Annotated in this window: 16 protein-coding genes; 4 read left to right on the top strand and 12 right to left on the bottom strand. The window is 72.8% G+C overall.

Annotation, left to right across the window (positions count from 1 at the left end; all coding sequences use genetic code 11):
• Positions 1 to 7: 7 nt before the first annotated feature.
• The 8 genes from ASG94_RS06365 to ASG94_RS06330 are packed head-to-tail and all read right to left on the bottom strand — an operon-like array spanning position 8 to position 8,000.
• The gene (locus ASG94_RS06365; protein ID WP_056925487.1) at positions 8 to 919 is read right to left on the bottom strand and encodes a sugar phosphate isomerase/epimerase family protein; all 912 of its coding nucleotides are present in this window, start codon (positions 917 to 919) and stop codon (positions 8 to 10) included.
• Complete coding sequence (locus tag ASG94_RS06360; RefSeq protein WP_056926329.1) at positions 916 to 2,094, bottom strand: dihydrodipicolinate synthase family protein; 1,179 nt, start codon at positions 2,092 to 2,094, stop codon at positions 916 to 918. Before ASG94_RS06360 ends, ASG94_RS06365 begins: the two co-directional genes overlap by 4 nt.
• Positions 2,095 to 2,105: 11 nt before the next feature.
• Positions 2,106 to 3,245: a Gfo/Idh/MocA family protein gene (locus ASG94_RS06355; protein WP_200958025.1), complete on the bottom strand. Its 1,140-nt coding sequence runs from the start codon at positions 3,243 to 3,245 to the stop codon at positions 2,106 to 2,108.
• 13 nt (positions 3,246 to 3,258) lie between these two features.
• Entirely contained in the window at positions 3,259 to 4,062 is an 804-nt protein-coding gene (locus ASG94_RS06350; RefSeq protein WP_235537149.1) for an ABC transporter ATP-binding protein, read from the bottom strand.
• Positions 4,052 to 4,810, bottom strand: coding sequence for an ABC transporter ATP-binding protein (locus tag ASG94_RS06345; RefSeq protein ID WP_056925485.1), 759 nt, complete (start codon positions 4,808 to 4,810; stop codon positions 4,052 to 4,054). The genes ASG94_RS06350 and ASG94_RS06345 overlap by 11 nt, the downstream gene beginning before the upstream one ends.
• Positions 4,807 to 5,880 carry a branched-chain amino acid ABC transporter permease gene (locus ASG94_RS06340; RefSeq protein ID WP_056925484.1) on the bottom strand — a complete coding sequence of 358 codons (1,074 nt, stop codon included), beginning with the start codon at positions 5,878 to 5,880 and terminating at the stop codon, positions 4,807 to 4,809. The genes ASG94_RS06345 and ASG94_RS06340 overlap by 4 nt, the downstream gene beginning before the upstream one ends.
• The gene (locus tag ASG94_RS06335; RefSeq protein WP_056925483.1) at positions 5,864 to 6,742 is read right to left on the bottom strand and encodes a branched-chain amino acid ABC transporter permease; all 879 of its coding nucleotides are present in this window, start codon (positions 6,740 to 6,742) and stop codon (positions 5,864 to 5,866) included. The genes ASG94_RS06340 and ASG94_RS06335 overlap by 17 nt, the downstream gene beginning before the upstream one ends.
• Positions 6,743 to 6,773: 31 nt before the next feature.
• Entirely contained in the window at positions 6,774 to 8,000 is a 1,227-nt protein-coding gene (locus tag ASG94_RS06330; protein WP_056925482.1) for an amino acid ABC transporter substrate-binding protein, read from the bottom strand.
• A gap of 120 nt (positions 8,001 to 8,120) precedes the next feature.
• Here ASG94_RS06330 and ASG94_RS06325 point away from each other — a divergent pair, with 120 nt between their 5' ends.
• Together ASG94_RS06325 and ASG94_RS06320 are read left to right on the top strand one after the other, a co-directional pair.
• Positions 8,121 to 9,152, top strand: a complete 1,032-nt coding sequence (locus tag ASG94_RS06325; protein ID WP_056925481.1) for a LacI family DNA-binding transcriptional regulator — start codon at positions 8,121 to 8,123, stop codon at positions 9,150 to 9,152.
• Positions 9,149 to 10,258 (top strand): glycerate kinase, encoded by a 1,110-nt coding sequence (locus ASG94_RS06320; protein WP_056926327.1) that lies wholly within the window; start codon positions 9,149 to 9,151, stop codon positions 10,256 to 10,258. Before ASG94_RS06325 ends, ASG94_RS06320 begins: the two co-directional genes overlap by 4 nt.
• Here ASG94_RS06320 and ASG94_RS06315 read toward each other — a convergent pair.
• Together ASG94_RS06315 and ASG94_RS06310 are read right to left on the bottom strand one after the other, a co-directional pair.
• Positions 10,246 to 10,878: a hypothetical protein gene (locus ASG94_RS06315; RefSeq protein WP_082623969.1), complete on the bottom strand. Its 633-nt coding sequence runs from the start codon at positions 10,876 to 10,878 to the stop codon at positions 10,246 to 10,248. The genes ASG94_RS06320 and ASG94_RS06315 overlap by 13 nt on opposite strands.
• Before the next feature lie 85 nt (positions 10,879 to 10,963).
• Positions 10,964 to 11,461: a 2'-5' RNA ligase family protein gene (locus tag ASG94_RS06310; protein ID WP_056925480.1), complete on the bottom strand. Its 498-nt coding sequence runs from the start codon at positions 11,459 to 11,461 to the stop codon at positions 10,964 to 10,966.
• A gap of 67 nt (positions 11,462 to 11,528) precedes the next feature.
• Between ASG94_RS06310 and miaB the strand changes: the two genes are divergently transcribed.
• Positions 11,529 to 13,019, top strand: coding sequence for a tRNA (N6-isopentenyl adenosine(37)-C2)-methylthiotransferase MiaB (miaB, locus tag ASG94_RS06305; protein ID WP_056925479.1), 1,491 nt, complete (start codon positions 11,529 to 11,531; stop codon positions 13,017 to 13,019).
• A 627-nt stretch (positions 13,020 to 13,646) separates the two neighbouring features.
• Positions 13,647 to 14,009 carry a hypothetical protein gene (locus ASG94_RS22340; protein WP_235537148.1) on the top strand — a complete coding sequence of 121 codons (363 nt, stop codon included), beginning with the start codon at positions 13,647 to 13,649 and terminating at the stop codon, positions 14,007 to 14,009.
• 40 nt (positions 14,010 to 14,049) lie between these two features.
• Here ASG94_RS22340 and ASG94_RS22335 read toward each other — a convergent pair whose 3' ends face one another.
• Positions 14,050 to 14,340: a hypothetical protein gene (locus tag ASG94_RS22335; protein ID WP_056925478.1), complete on the bottom strand. Its 291-nt coding sequence runs from the start codon at positions 14,338 to 14,340 to the stop codon at positions 14,050 to 14,052.
• The gene (locus ASG94_RS06290) at positions 14,337 to 14,816 is read right to left on the bottom strand and encodes an NUDIX hydrolase (protein WP_056925477.1); all 480 of its coding nucleotides are present in this window, start codon (positions 14,814 to 14,816) and stop codon (positions 14,337 to 14,339) included. Before ASG94_RS06290 ends, ASG94_RS22335 begins: the two co-directional genes overlap by 4 nt.
• Between the last annotated feature and the right edge of the window lie 36 nt (positions 14,817 to 14,852).

Raw genomic sequence — 14,852 nt, 5'->3', positions numbered from 1 at the left:
CCGTGGGTCAGAGGTGGGGCTCCACGAGCTCGACGTAGCGGCGCGCGAGCGTGGCCAGGACGGCGTCGCCGTCGGCCGCCCACACGTCGGCGTTGAAGATCTCGACCTCGACGTCGCCGGTGTAGCCGGCGGCCGCGACGAGGGAGGTGAGGTGGGCGAAGTCGATGTGCCCGTCGCCCATCATCCCGCGCGAGAGCAGGGTGTCGGCGGGCAGCGGGGTGATCCACTCGCACACCTGGTAGCTCGCGATGCGCGAGCCGGCGCGGGCGACCTGCTCCTCCACGCCCGGCTCCCACCAGACGTGGAAGGTGTCGACCACGACGCCGACGGCCTCGACCGGAAGCGGCTCGGCGAGGTCGAGCGCCTGGCGCAGCGTGGACACGACACCGCGGTCCGCGGCGAAGATCGGGTGCATCGGCTCGATGGCGAGGCGGACCCCGACGTCGAGGGCGTGCGGGACGAGGGCCTCGACGGCGGCGCCGGCCCGGGCGCGGGCGCCGAGGAGGTCGCGGTCGCCGGCGGGCAGGCCGCCCGGGACGAGCACCAGGCACGGGGCACCGAGCTCGGCGGCCTCGTCGAGGGCGCGGCGGTTGTCGTCGTGGCGCTCGCGCTGCTCGGCCGGGTCGGCGGTGGTGAAGAAGCCGCCCCGGCACACCGACGAGACGCGCAGGCCGGCGTCGCGGAGCCAGCCGGCCGCGGTGGCGACCCCGACCTCGAGGACCGGCTCGCGCCACGCGCCGAGGGACGGGACGCCGGCGGCGACGCAGCCGTCGATGGCCTCGCGCAGCGACCAGCCGTCGACGGTCTTCTGGTTGAGCGAGAGCCGCGCCAGCCGGGGGTCGCCGGGCGTGGGCGTGGCGACGCGGGCCGGCGTGCCGCTGGGCACGTCGATCGCGGTCACCGCCTCCGTGGCGGTCATCGGGTGATCCCGGCGCCCTCGAGCCAGACCCCGAGCCGGTGCGCGGCCAGGTCCGGGTCGGGCAGCAGGCGGGCGTCGTTGGCCAGCTCGAAGAGCCGCCCCAGGTGCACGGCGCTGCGGGCCGACTGGAGGCCGCCGACCATGGTGAAGCCGGGCTGGTGGCCGCTGAGCCACGACAGGAACGCGATGCCTGTCTTGTAGTGGTACGTCGGCGCCTCGAAGACGTGGCGCGACAGCGGCAGGGTCGGCGCCATCTCCGCGTCGTACGTCGCGAGGTCGCCCTCGTCGAGCGCGGCCAGCGCCGTCGCCGCCGCCGGCGCGATCGCCGCGAACGCACCGAGCAGGGCGTCGGAGTGGTGGGTGCCGTCCCCGCGGATCAGCTCGGGGTAGTTGAAGTCGTCCCCGGTGTAGAGGCGCACCCCCGCGGGCAGCGCGGCGCGCAGGCCCTTCTCGTGGTCCGCGGAGAGGAGCGAGACCTTGACCCCGTCGACCTTGTCGGCGTGGGCGCGGACCAGGTCCAGGAAGGTCGCGGTGGCCGCGTCGACGTCGGTGCTGCCCCAGTAGCCGCGCAGCTGGGGGTCGAACGCCTCGCCCAGCCAGTGCAGCACGACGGGCTCGCGCACCTGGGTGAGCACGGCGTCGTACACGGTGAGGTAGTCGTCGGGGGTGCGGGCGAGGGCCGCGAGGTGCCGCGAGGCCATCACGATGACCTGCGAGCCGCAGGACTCGACGTACGCGACCTGCTCGAGGTAGGCCTCCCGCACGTCGGCGAGGGAGGACAGCACGGTGGCGTGGTCGGTGCCCGCGCCGGAGGCGATCCGGGCGCCGTGCTCGCGGGCCTGGGCGGCGCTGCGCCGGACCAGCTCCTGCACGGCCGGCCAGTCGAGGCCCATGTTGCGCTGGGCGGTGTCCATCGCCTCGGCGACGCCGAAGCCGTGGGAGAACAGGTGGGCCCGGAAGGCGAGCGTGGAGTCCCAGTCGACGACCGCCGGGGCGCCGGGCACGTTCTCGCCGCGCGGGTCCGCCACCACGTGGGCGGCGGCGAAGCAGACCCGGCTGGTCGAGCCACCCGGTCGCGGCTGCCAGTCCCGGGGCTCGAGGAGCTCGACCTCGCGCCATCCGCCGTCGGGACCCGGGATCCCGACGGCGGACCCGTGGCGGGTGGCGGTGGTCATCGACGGTGCGCTCATCGCATCTCGACCCGGCGGCCCTCGGCGGAGGACTGGAGGCCGGCGTCGACGAGCCGGAGGCCGCGCACGCCGGCGGCGAAGTCGTAGGGGTACTGGCGCCCGTGGTGGACGTCGAGCAGGAACTGCTCCCACTGCGCGCGGAAGCCGTTGCCGAACTGCTGGTTGTCGGGGACCTCGCGCCACTGGCCGCGGAAGTCCTCGGTGGTGGGCAGGTCGGGGTTCCACACCGGCATCGGGGTCGACTCGCGCGGCTGGATGCGGCAGTTGAAGAGGCCGGCGACCGCCGACCCGTGGGTGCCGTCGACCTGGAACTCCACGAGCTCCTTGCGCTCGACGCGCACCGCCCAGCTGGAGTTGACCTGCGCGATGATGCCGCCGGCCAGCTCGAAGATCGCGTACGCCGCGTCGTCGGCCGTGGCGTCGTACCGCTCGCCCTGCTCGTCCCAGCGCTCCGGGATGTGCGTCACGGCCTTGGCGGTGACCGCCTCGACGGCGCCGAAGAGGTTCTCCAGGACGTAGTTCCAGTGGCAGAACATGTCCAGGACCATCCCGCCGCCGTCCTGGGCGCGGTAGTTCCAGCTCGGGCGCTGGGCCGGGAGCCCGTCGCCCTCGAAGACCCAGTAGCCGAACTCGCCGCGCACCGAGAGGATGCGGCCGAAGAAGCCGGAGTCGACGAGCCGCTTGAGCTTGACCAGGCCGGGCAGGTAGAGCTTGTCGTGCACGACGCCGTTGATGATCCCGTGGCGGGCGGCGGCGTCGACCAGCTCGTCGCCCTCCTCGACGGACTCGGCGATCGGCTTCTCGGTGTAGACGTGCTTGCCCGCGGCGGCGGCCTTGAGGATCGCCTTCTTGCGCTCGCTGGTGACCTGGGCGTCGAAGTAGATCGGGGCCGGGTCCTCGGCGAGGACGGTGTCGAGGTCGGTCGAGAAGTCGGCGATGCCGTGCTCGTCGGCCATCCGGGCGAGCTTGTCGGCGTTGCGGCCCAGCAGCACCGGCTCCACCTGGAGCCGGGTGCCGTCGGGGAGCGCGATACCGCCGTCGTCGCGGATGGCGAGGATGGAGCGCAGCAGGTGCTGGCGGTAGCCCATCCGGCCGGTGACGCCGTTCATGAGGATGCGGTAGGTCGTGTCGGACACGGTGTCTCCTGGATCAGGTCGTGGGGGCGGTCGAGGGACGACCGCCCAGGTAGAGCTCGGCCAGCTGGGGGTCGCGGAGCAGCTCGTCGGCCGGTCCGGAGATGTGCACCCGGCCGAGGTCGAGGACGCAGCCGAGATCTGCGGTCTCGAGGGCGCGGCGGGCGTTCTGCTCGACGAGCAGCACCGCGGTGCCGGCGTCGCGCATCCGCACGACCTGCTCGAAGACGGTGCCGGTGGCCTTGGGGTCCAGGCCCATGGACGGCTCGTCGAGGAGCACGACCTGCGGGCTGACCATCAGCGAGCGGGCGAACTCCACCTGCTTCTGCTGGCCACCCGACAGGGCGCCGGCCAGGGCGGACCACCGCTCGGCGACGACCGGGAACAGGGTCTTCACGAAGTCGACCCGGTCACCCACGACGGACTTGTCCTTGACCGAGTAGGCCCCGAGCAGGACGTTCTCCGCGACCGTCATCTCCTTGAAGACGCTGTGTCCCTGCAGGACGTGGGAGAGCCCGGCGGTCAGCATCTGCTGCGGCGAGTTCCTGGTGACGTCCTGGCCGGCCACCCGGATGGTGCCGGAGCGGGGCGTGAGCATCCCGCTGGCGACCTTGAGGACGGTGGACTTGCCGGCGCCGTTGGGGCCGACGAGGCACACCACCGTGGCCGGCGGGACCGTGACGGTGAGCCCGCGCAGCACCAGGGCAGCGCGGCCGTAGCCGGCCTCGATGTCGGTCAGCTCCAGCAGTGGCTTCTGGGTCGTGCGCGAGGGTGTCGCCTGCGGCGCCACACTGCCGCGCGGTGCGTTGTCAGATGCCAAGGTAGGCCTCCAGGACTCGGGGGTCGCTCTGCACGACCGACGGCGGTCCCTCGCAGATCTGGCGACCACGGTCGAAGACGACGACGTGGTCGGACAGGCTCATGACGAGGTCCATGTTGTGCTCGACGATGAGGAACGTCTTGCCCTCGGCGTTGAGGTCGCGCACGAGGGTGGCGATGCGGTCGATGAGGGCGGGGTTCACGCCGCCCGCCGGCTCGTCCAGCATGATCGTCTCGGGGTCGCCCATCAGCACGCCGGCCAGCTCGAGGAGCTTCTGCTGGCCGTAGGAGATGTCGCGGGCCTCGCTGCGCTCGAGGTGGTCGATGCCGACGCGGGCCAGCAGCTCCCGGGCCCGGTCGACGTCGGCGTCGCTGCGAGCCGGCCGGGCCAGGTGGCGCAGGCCGGTGGAGCGGACGGCGACCAGCATGTTCTCCATGACGGTCATCCGCGGGAAGACCCGGCACAGCTGGAAGCTGCGCCCGATCCCGGCCCGGGCGATCTTGTGCGAGGCCTTGCCGGTGATGTCGTCACCGAGGTACGTCGCGCGCCCGGCGTCGGGCTTGATCATCCCGGTGACGCAGTTGAAGAACGTGGTCTTGCCCGAGCCGTTGGGCCCGATCAGGGCGTTGACCTTGCCGTGGTGGAACTGCACGCTCGCCCCGTCGACCGCGGTGACGCCGCCGAAGGACTTGCGCAGCCCCTCGGTCGCGAGCCCGATGCGGGTGTCGGTGGCCACTGCGTCGGTCATCGCTGAGCTCCTTCGGAGAGGCGGTCGGTCGACTCGTCGTCGGTGGAGGTCGCGGCCGACGCCGTACGCCGCTGCTCGGCCAGGTCCCCGGCGCTGACCTCGCGGATGGAGGCGGCCTGGGGGCGGAAGCGGTTGAGCAGCGAGGAGAGGGCCGGGATGATCCCGTCGGGCATGAAGAGCACGACCAGCCCGAGCAGCAGGCCCATGGCGACGAGGTGGAACTGCGTGTCGCCGTACTGGTTCTTGAAGAACTCGACCGCGTAGCCCACGATCACCGCGCCGAGAAGCGGTCCGAAGAGGCTGCGGATGCCGCCCAGCAGGCTCATCAGCACCATGTAGGAGCCGACCAGGATCGAGAACTGGAAGATCGGGTCGAGGAAGCCGAACCACAGGGCGTACAGCCCGCCGCCGAGGGCGGTGAAGAACGCCGAGATCACGAACGCGGTCAGCTTGTAGTTGAAGGTCGGCACGCCGAGCGACTGCGCCTTGTCCTCGTCCTCGCGGATGGCCTTGAGGCCGGTGCCGAAGCGGGAGCGGTCGATCGCCCACCAGGCCAGCAGCGCCACGGCGAGCAGCGCGGCGTGCAGGTAGAAGAAGCGCTCGTGCTGCTCGGGCCGCAGGACCGACTCGTCGAACGGCCGCGGGACGCGCAGGCCGTTGGAGCCGCCGGTGAACTCGCCCCACGACTGGAAGACCAGCAGCAGGATCAGCACCATCGCGATCGAGACGATCACGAAGGACGCGCCGCGGACGCGGAGGCTGGCGATGCCGATCGGCACGGCGAGAGCCGCGACGACCAGGCCGCCGAGGAGCATCGCCACCCACGGGTTGAGGCTGGTGTGGATGACCAGCAGGGCGGTGGCGTAGGCGCCGAGCCCGGAGTACGACGCGTGGCCCAGCGAGATGTAGCCGGTGAAGCCGCCGACGAAGTTCCACGACGTGGCGAGCACGGCGTAGCTCATGATGACGACGCCCACCGAGAGGATGAACGGGTCCGGGGCCAGGCTGGGGAAGGCCAGCACGGCGACGGCCAGGACGAGGAGGCCGACGGCCCTAGAAACGCTGCGCAAGACGACCTCCGAAGAATCCCTGCGGTCGCACCATCAAGGTGGCGAACAACGCGACGTAGAAGAGGGTCTGGGCCCAGGTGGTCCCGAGCGGGATCTGGAGCAGGCTCTGGCCGAGGCCGAGGAGCATGGCCGCGATCGCGGCACCCGGGATGCTGCCGAGCCCGCCGACCACGATGATCGCCATCAGCGGGCCGATCCAGTGCCAGTGCAGCGACGGGTAGATCGTGGAGTCGAGGGCGAGCGCCGTGCCGCCGATCGCGGCGGTCGACAGCCCGAGGCCGAAGCCGTAGCCGGCGATCCGGTCGGTGTTGATGCCGATCAGGCGAGCGGCGTCGGGGTGCTGGATGGTGGCCCGCAGCGCTTGCCCGAACTGCGTCTTCTTGAGGATCAGGAAGAGCGCACCGAGCGAGACCGCGGCCAGCGCGAAGGCGATCAGCTTGACCACGGCGATGTTGGCGCCGAAGAGGTCGATGCTGTCGCCGCTGTAGGGCAGTCGGATCCGGCGCTGGGTGCCGCTGAAGACGAAGCCGAGCATCCCCTCGATGACCAGGGCCACCGAGAAGGTCAGCAGCACCGACATCATCGTCAGCGTGGCCGGCCGCAGCCGCGAGATGAGCAGCCGCTGCATCAGCACGCCGGTGACGAAGAAGAGCGGGACGGTCACCACCAGGGACAGCAGCGGGTCGAGGCCGGTCTCGGTGGTGAAGAACCACGCGAGGTACGCCGCGAGGATCAGGAACGCCGAGTGGGCGATCATCACCACCCGCATCACGCCGAAGTAGAGGGTGAGGCCGGCGGCCAGGAGGGCGTAGAGCCCGCCCAGCAGCACGCCCAGCACCAGGCTCTGGAAGAACAGGGACATCAGGATGCCTTTCGGTGGGTCGCTCGACCCGTCACCAGGTGGGCTTCTCGAGGATGAGGTCGGCCTCCTTGGCCTCCTCGGGCAGCACGATGCGGATCTCGCCGTCGACGTACTGCTGGATGAGGTGGGCGCCCTCGGGCCGGCCCTCCGCGTCCCAGCTCAGCGGGCCGACGACGGTGTCGACCTCGTTCTCGCGCAGCCAGTCAATGAGCTGCCCCTGGCACTCGGGGTCGGGGTCGGCGCAGCCGACGGCCTCGACCGCGGCGGCCACCACCTGGCCGGTGGTCCACGCGTTGGCCTCGTCCTCGCCGGGAGCGGTGCCGTGGGCCTCGGTGTAGTACTCCACGAACTCGGGGTTGGTGGGGTAGTCGGCCTCGGGGGTGTAGCCGGTGGGGGAGAGGATCCCCTCGGTCTCGTCGCCGATCGCCTCGGGGAACTCCGGGTTGGTCGGCGCGGTCGAGAAGGCGGCCATCTTCGGCTGGTAGCCGAGCTGGCGCAGCGACACGATCATGTTGACGGCGTCCTGGTACTGCGTGCCGCCGACCACGACGTCGGCCCTGCTGTCGGCGATCTTGGCCGCGATCGAGCCGAAGTCGGTCGTGTTGGGCGGGTAGACCTCGTCGACGACCGTCTCGACGCCCATCGCCTCGAGCCGGGTCTTGAGCCCGTAGGCCGTGCCCATCGCGAACGGGTCGTCCATGGCGGCGTACGCCGCCGTCTTCGGCCGCTCGGCCTCGGGCAGTGCCTCGATGGCGTCGGCGAGGTAGTTGTAGTGGTCGTCGGCGACCGCGGGGGCGGCGTAGAAGAGGTTGTCGAAGCCCTGGGTGAAGACCTCCTCGGCGGCGCCCGCGGGCTCCACGAAGAGGAAGCCGTAGTCCTTGGCGACCTGTGCGGCCGGCACCACCAGGCGGGTGGAGAAGGGACCGAAGACCAGGTCGACACCGTCCTGGTTGATCAGCTTCTCGTAGTCGGAGGCGACCCGGTCGGCGTTGGACTGGTCGTCGAGGATGGTCAGCTCGACGTCGCGACCCAGGAGGCCGCCGTTGTCGTTGACGTAGTCGGCCCAGGCCTCGTAGCCGCGCTGCACGCCCTTGCCCGGCTCGCTGAAGTCACCGGTGAGGGGGAGGGAGATGCCGATGGTGATCGGGCCGTCGCCAGCCTCGCCCTCGCTGCCCGAGCCGGAGCTCATGCAGCCGCTGAGGGTGAGGCACGAGGCCAGGGCCAGTGCGCCGAGCCGGTGGTGGGTGGTGACCTTCATGTCGCTCCTCTACGCTGAACGTAAGCGCTTTCGTAAGCGCTTTCGGTTACTGTAGGCATCGCACCCCGGATGTGGCAAGGGTCACAGCGGATCCGGTGCGGACGAGTCGGGAGGAGACAGGTGGACAGGGACCGGCCCACGCTGCGGTTGCAGGACGTCGCCGAGGCGGCGGGTGTCTCGATCGCCACGGCGTCGCGGAGCCTGTCGCGCTCGACGGGCGTCAGCGAGGAGGTGGCCGAACGGGTGCGCGACGTCGCCCGGCAGATGGGCTACATCGCCAACGTGCACGCCCGCAGCCTCGCCGGCGGGGCGTCGCGCTCGGTCGGCCTGCTCGTGCACGAGATCGGCGACCCCTACTTCACCGAGATCGCCAGCGGCGTGCTGCACGTCGGTGCCAAGGAGGGCCTCACCGTCCAGATTTGCCACACCGGCCGCGACCCCCAGCAGGAGCTCGAGCAGATCCGCACCCTCATCGCCAACCGCGTCGGCGCGATCATCGTGGCCGGCTCGGGCTTCGTCGACCCGGCCCACCAGGCGGCCGCCAAGGCCGACCTCGCGAGCTATCGCCGCTTCGGCGGCCGGGTCGCGGTCATCGGCCGCCACCACCTCAGCGCCGACGCAGTGCTCCCCGACAACCGGGGCGGCGGCCGGGCGGTCGCCCAGCACCTGCTCGACCTGGGGCACCGGCGGATCGCGCTCGTCTCCGGGATGCGCTCGCTGACCACGGTGGCCGACCGGCTCGCCGGGATCGAGGACGCCGTCACCGCGGCCGGCATCCCGTTCGCGGACCTCCCGCTCGTGGAGGCGCCCTTCACCCGCCTCGGCGGCAAGCAGGCGGCCGAGGAGATCCTGGCCGCGCACCCCGACGTGACGGCCGTGCTGGCGCTCAACGACGACATGGCGATCGGCGTGCTCTCGGTGCTCCGGGACCGCGGGATGGCGGTGCCGGAACGGATGTCGGTGACCGGCTTCGACGACGTGGCGGTCGCGGGGGACCTGGCGCCGTCGCTCACCACGGTCCACCTGCCGATGGTCGACATGGGGGAGCAGGCGCTGCTCATGGCGCTCAAGGAGCCCTCGGCCCGCCCCCGGCGGCGTACGGCGGAGTGCCACCTCGTGGTGCGGGACTCGACCGCGGTGCCGCCGGCATGACGCGGGTCCTCGTCGCCCCCGACAAGTTCAAGGGCACGCTCCCGGCGTACGACGTCGCGCAGGCCGTCGCGACCGGCCTGCGGCGCGCGCGTCCCGACGTCGAGGTCGAGTGCCTGCCGGTGGCCGACGGCGGTGACGGCACGCTCGACGCCGCGATCTCGGCCGGCTTCGAGCGGGTGCCGGTCACGGTCGCCGGGCCGACCGGCGAGCCGGTGGAGACGGCGTACGCCCGGCGGGGGAGCACCGCAGTCGTGGAGATGGCCGACGCGTGCGGGCTCGAGCGTCTCCCCGGAGGAGTGCGCGCCCCACTGACCGCGTCCAGCCGCGGCCTCGGCGAGGTGATGGTGGCGGCCCTGGACGCCGGCTGCCGCGAGCTCGTCGTGGGGATCGGCGGCAGCGCCAGCACCGACGGCGGGGCGGGGCTGCTGGCCGCGCTCGGCGCCGTGGCGTCGCCGGCCGTGCCCGACGGGGGCCGGGGCCTGGCGTCCGTCTCGTCCCTGTCGCTCGACGGGCTGCACCCCGGGCTCGCCGACGCCCGGGTCGTGGTCGCCTGCGACGTCGACAACCCGCTGACCGGGCCCGACGGGGCCGCGGCGGTCTACGGTCCGCAGAAGGGGGCGACCCCCGACGACGTCGCCGCCCTCGACCGCGCGCTCGGCCACTGGGCCGACGTGGTCGGGCGCGCGAGCGGCGCGGACCGTCGCGACGTGCCCGGCGCCGGGGCGGCGGGCGGCGTCGGCTTCGCCCTGGTGGCCGCGCTCGGGGCCGAGCTGCGGCCCGGGATCGCGCTGATGCTGGACCTGCTCGGCTTCGCCGACCGGGTGGCCGGGGCCGACCTCGTGGTCACCGGCGAGGGCTCGCTCGACGACCAGAGCCTTCGTGGCAAGGCGCCGGTCGGGGTCGCGACGGCGGCGGGCGCTGCCGGGGTGCCCGTCGTGGCGGTCTGCGGACGCCGGCTGCTCCCCGACGCCGAGCTGGCGGGCGGCGGGATCGCCGCGGCGTACGCCCTGGTCGACATCGAGCCGGACGTGGAGACCTGCCTGCGCGAGCCGGCGCGCCTGCTCGTCGACCTCGGCGAGCGGATCGGGCACCGTCACCTCTCCTGAGCGACCCGTCTCCCGAGGAGCCGGACCAGCGCCGCCCCGGTGACGGCAGCCGCGGTGGCGGCCATCAGCACCGCGGCGACGAGGCCGATCGACACGGCGACCGTGACCGACTGCCCCTCGTGCCACAGCGGCGTCGCGACCACCAGGAAGACCACCAGGCCGGCGAGCCACGCGAGGGCCGTCGTCAGCACCCAGCTCGCCGAGCGCGGCAGCACCTCGCGCAGCACGAGCCACTGGCCGGTGCCGATCGAGGCGAGGAGGACCACGCCGCCGAGCGCGGCGAGGAGGACGAGCACTGGGACGGGCAGCTCGCCCATCGCGTCGTGCCAGGCGGCCGGCACCATCGCGACGGCGTACGCCAGCCCGGCGGCGAGCGAGGTGGCGACCACGAAGGCGCGCACGCGCAGACCGGGAAGGACGTCGCGGAGCACGTGCGCCTGGCCGGCCCCCAGCGCGGCCCCCTCGACCAGGCCGGCGGCGACCAGCGGGACCAGCTGCGCGGCACCCTCACGGTCCGCGGTGACGACGCCGACCACGGCGGGAGCGACGAACCCGGCGACCTCCGCGGTCGTGGTCCACAGCACCCACCGGGTCCACACCTCGCGCGCCGTCGTCCCCATGGTCCGACCCTGCGTCCGTCCGGCCGGTCGGAGCAGGGGACAAGGTCCTGCGGTGCGCGTCGACCGGCCCCGTCGTCGCCGTGCCTCAGAGGGTGCGGACCGTCCCGGCGTCGGGGTCCCAGCGGCGCAGCTCGACGAGCCGGAGGGTGAGGTCGTCGTGGCCGAGGGCCTCGAGCGCGGTCGGGATCGCGGAGCGGGTCAGGCGCCGGGCCAGGGTGACGTGGGGCAACCAGCCGGGGTGCTTGGCGTGGGGGACGTCGGTGCGCAGGTCGAGGACCGCGCGCGCCAGGACCTCGGGGACGTCGAGCAGCCGGACCAGGGACACCCGAGCGCCGCCGAGCAGCGCGAGCCCCGACGCGCGGGCCTCGACCGGCAGGGCGGTGCCGAGGCGATCGAGCGCCACCGCGTCGTGCTCCGGCCCGAGGGCCTCGGCGGTGAGCACCGTGACGTGCGGGGTGTTGGTCATCCCCTTGTGGTCCAGCTGCGACGGCAGCCCGGCGTCGCGCAGTGCCTGCCAGTCGCGCAGGACGGCCTCGCGTCCCTCCTCGTCGGGCAGCAGCTCGAAGGCGTGGAGGCGCGGCATGGGACCGAGGGTAGGACCTGCGCGCGATGCGGGGCGCCCGGAGCGGCCGCCGTACCCTTGACCGGTCATGACTGCCATTCCCGAGACGCTGCCGCGCACCTACGAGGTCCGCACCTACGGGTGCCAGATGAACGTCCACGACTCCGAGCGGCTGACCGGGCTGCTGGAGGACGCGGGCTACGTCGCCTCCGCCGAGGGGGAGCAGGCCGACGTCGTCGTCTTCAACACCTGCGCGGTCCGCGAGAACGCCGACAACAAGCTCTACGGCAACCTGTCGCACCTGGCGCCGATCAAGGCCGCCAACCCCGACATGCAGATCGCCGTCGGCGGGTGCCTCGCGCAGAAGGACCGCGCCACGATCACCAGCAAGGCGCCGTACGTCGACGTCGTCTTCGGCACCCACAACATCGGCTCCCTGCCGGCCCTGCTCGACCGCGCCCGCTCCCAGCAGGAGGCGCAGGTCGAGATCCTGGAGTCGCTGTCGGTCTTCCCCTCGACGTTGCCGACCAAGCGGGACTCGGCGTACGCCGCGTGGGTCTCGATCTCCGTCGGCTGCAACAACACGTGCACCTTCTGCATCGTCCCGGCGCTGCGCGGCAAGGAGAAGGACCGCCGTCCCGGCGAGATCCTCGCCGAGGTCGAGGCGCTGGTCGCCGAGGGCGTCACCGAGATCACCCTGCTCGGCCAGAACGTCAACGCCTACGGCGTGGAGTTCGGCGACCGCCAGGCCTTCTCCAAGCTGCTGCGTGCCTGCGGCGAGGTCGAGGGCCTCGAGCGGGTGCGCTTCACCTCCCCGCACCCGGCGGAGTTCACCGACGACGTCATCGAGGCGATGGCGCAGACGCCCAACGTGATGCACCAGCTGCACATGCCGCTGCAGTCCGGCTCCGACCGGGTGCTGCGCGCGATGCGCCGGTCCTACCGGTCCTCGAAGTTCCTCGGCATCATCGAGCGGGTCCGCGCGGCCATGCCGGACGCCGCGATCACCACCGACATCATCGTGGGCTTCCCCGGTGAGACCGAGGAGGACTTCCTCGAGACGATGCGGGTCGTGCGGGAGTCGCGCTTCTCCGGCGCCTTCACCTTCCAGTACTCCCCGCGCCCCGGCACGCCGGCCGCCACCATGGCCGACCAGGTGCCGCCGGAGGTCGTCAAGGACCGCTACCTGCGCCTGTCCGAGCTGGTCACCGAGATCGCCTGGGCCGAGAACAAGGCCCTCGTCGGCACCCGCGTCGAGCTGATGGTCGCCGAGGGGGAGGGGCGCAAGGACGCCGCCACCCACCGGCTCTCGGGGCGCGGCCGGGACAACCGGCTCGTGCACTTCGACCCCACGGGCGCCGACGGGGTGCGGCCGGGCGACATGGTCACCGTGGAGATCACGTACGCCGCCCCGCACCACCTCGTCGCCGACGGTCCCGTCCTGGACGTACGCCGCACCCGCGCCGGCGACGCCTGGGAGGCCCGCACCGGTGCCCCCGCCTCCTCGCGAGGCGTCGGGCTCGGCATGCCGGGCCTCGGGGTGCCCGCCCCGCTCCCGCCGGCTCCCGCCTGCGGCTGAGTGTGGTCTCGGTGCCACCAGGTGACACCGAAGCCACACCGATGTGCCGCGCCCCGTTGTCCACAGGCACGGATCTCCTCGACTGACCGCGCGGTCAGGCGGGCAGGAGGTCGAGATGACCTCCGCACACGCCTGGCCGCCCCAGTGGTCCGCTGCCGACTTCCTCGACGACCAGCAGGGTGTCGTGTCCCGCGCCCAGCTGCTCGTCGCCGGGGAGACGCCCGCGAGCATCCGGCGGATGATCCGGCGTCGAGAGCTCGCGACGGTGCACCCCGGGGTCTACGTCGACCACACCGGCGAGCCGACGTGGGTCCAGCGGGCATGGGCGGCGGTGCTGCACGCGTGGCCTGCCGCGCTGGCGGGCGAGTCGGCACTGCGTGCGCACGAGGGACCGGGAAAGCGCCCGGACCCGGCGAGGATCGAGGTGGTGGTGTCCCGGACACGGACGGTCCTCGCGCCGCCCGGCGTACGCATCAGGCGCGTCGACCGGCTGGATCTCCGGGTCGTGTGGAGCGTCGGCCCGCCCCGCCTGCGGTACGACGACGCCGCCATCGACGTGGCCTGCCGATCGGGCTCGGACCTGGACGCCCTGCGGGTGCTGGCCGACATCGCGGACGGGTGTGCTCGGTGCTCGAGCACGGCTACCTCGTGCGGGTGGTCCGCCCCCACGGACTGCCACTGGGCGACCGCCAGGTGCGGGACGGGCGGGGCGACCGGGTCGCCTACCGCGACGTCGAGCACGACGACGGACTGGTGGTCGAGCTCGACGGTCGACTCGTCCACGACTCGGCACGGCAGCGGGACCTCGACATGGAGCGGGACCTGGACGCGGCCCTGGTCGGCAAGGACACCGTGCGACTGGGCTGGGGTCAGGTCTTCGACCGCCCGTGCCGGACGGCGGCCAAGATCGCCGGCCTGCACCTGGCTCGCGGCTGGGTCGGTCGGGTGCACCCGTGCGGAGATGAGTGTGGGATCGGTGCCACCGGGTGACACCGATCCCACACTCAACACGCGGCGATCGGGGGAGTGCTCAGGCGGGCGGCTCCGCCGACCCGTCCTCGGCCTCCTGGCCGGCGTCGGGGTCCTCCTGCGTGCCGGACTCCTGGTCGTCGGCCTCGCCCTCGGGGGACTGGCTCTTGTCGTCGGCCTGGGCGATCTCGTCGGGCAGCACGTCGTCCACGGCCGGGTTGGCCTCTGGGTGGAGGTCGCGCCCGAGCCCCTCGTCGGCCGGGTCGCCGGACACCGCGTCGGCGCCGCCGGGGTTGGGCTCCCCGTCCTCGATGACCGGATCGGGCTGTGGACCGAGGTCCTCGTTGTTCATCGTTGTCCCTCCTCTGGGTGGTCGAAACCGTGGGCGAGGTAGCGCTCGCCGCTGCCGAGCCTGCTCAGCGCGAAGGCCTCGTGCGGCACCACCGGCGTGGGCAGCGCGTCGAGGGGGCACCAGCGCAGCTCGGCGCACTTCTCGGGCTCCATCACCCGCGGCTCGCCCTCCCACGAGCGTGCGGTGAAGAACCAGTCGACGCGCTCGTCGATGGCCTCGCCGCCCCGGGTGCGGTGCATGGTGAACTCGAAGTCGAGGTCGATGCCGCTCAGCCCGAGCTCCTCGGCGGCCTCGCGCAGGGCGGCGTCGTACGCCGTCTCCCCGCGCTCGACGTGGCCGGCCGCGGCGGCGGCCCAGTGCCCGTCCATGTACGGCGTGCCCTGCCGCAGCTGGAGCAGCACCTCGGTGCCGCCGTCGGAGCCGTCGCGCAGCAGGTAGACGTAGGAGGCCGGCACGACCACGAAGCGCTCTGTCACGCCGTCAACCTAACGTCGGCGTCGCCGCCGGTGCTC

This window comes from Nocardioides sp. Soil805, from assembly GCF_001429625.1.
Taxonomy (GTDB): domain Bacteria; phylum Actinomycetota; class Actinomycetes; order Propionibacteriales; family Nocardioidaceae; genus Nocardioides.
The sequence above is the reverse complement of the archived record's forward strand: the minus strand, read 5'-3'. Positions and strand labels throughout refer to the sequence as shown.

What these genes read in the sequence shown, in the direction of transcription:
- ASG94_RS06365 (WP_056925487.1), bottom strand. Translation starts at nt 919, where the DNA reads ATGACCGCCACGGAGGCGGTGACCGCGATCGACGTGCCCAGCGGCACG.
- ASG94_RS06360 (WP_056926329.1), bottom strand. Translation starts at nt 2,094, where the DNA reads ATGACCACCGCCACCCGCCACGGGTCCGCCGTCGGGATCCCGGGTCCC.
- ASG94_RS06345 (WP_056925485.1), bottom strand. Translation starts at nt 4,810, where the DNA reads ATGACCGACGCAGTGGCCACCGACACCCGCATCGGGCTCGCGACCGAG.
- ASG94_RS06335 (WP_056925483.1), bottom strand. Translation starts at nt 6,742, where the DNA reads ATGTCCCTGTTCTTCCAGAGCCTGGTGCTGGGCGTGCTGCTGGGCGGG.
- ASG94_RS06330 (WP_056925482.1), bottom strand. Translation starts at nt 8,000, where the DNA reads ATGAAGGTCACCACCCACCACCGGCTCGGCGCACTGGCCCTGGCCTCG.
- ASG94_RS06320 (WP_056926327.1), top strand. Translation starts at nt 9,149, where the DNA reads ATGACGCGGGTCCTCGTCGCCCCCGACAAGTTCAAGGGCACGCTCCCG.
- ASG94_RS06315 (WP_082623969.1), bottom strand. Translation starts at nt 10,878, where the DNA reads ATGGGGACGACGGCGCGCGAGGTGTGGACCCGGTGGGTGCTGTGGACC.
- ASG94_RS06310 (WP_056925480.1), bottom strand. Translation starts at nt 11,461, where the DNA reads ATGCCGCGCCTCCACGCCTTCGAGCTGCTGCCCGACGAGGAGGGACGC.
- miaB (WP_056925479.1), top strand. Translation starts at nt 11,529, where the DNA reads ATGACTGCCATTCCCGAGACGCTGCCGCGCACCTACGAGGTCCGCACC.
- ASG94_RS22335 (WP_056925478.1), bottom strand. Translation starts at nt 14,340, where the DNA reads ATGAACAACGAGGACCTCGGTCCACAGCCCGATCCGGTCATCGAGGAC.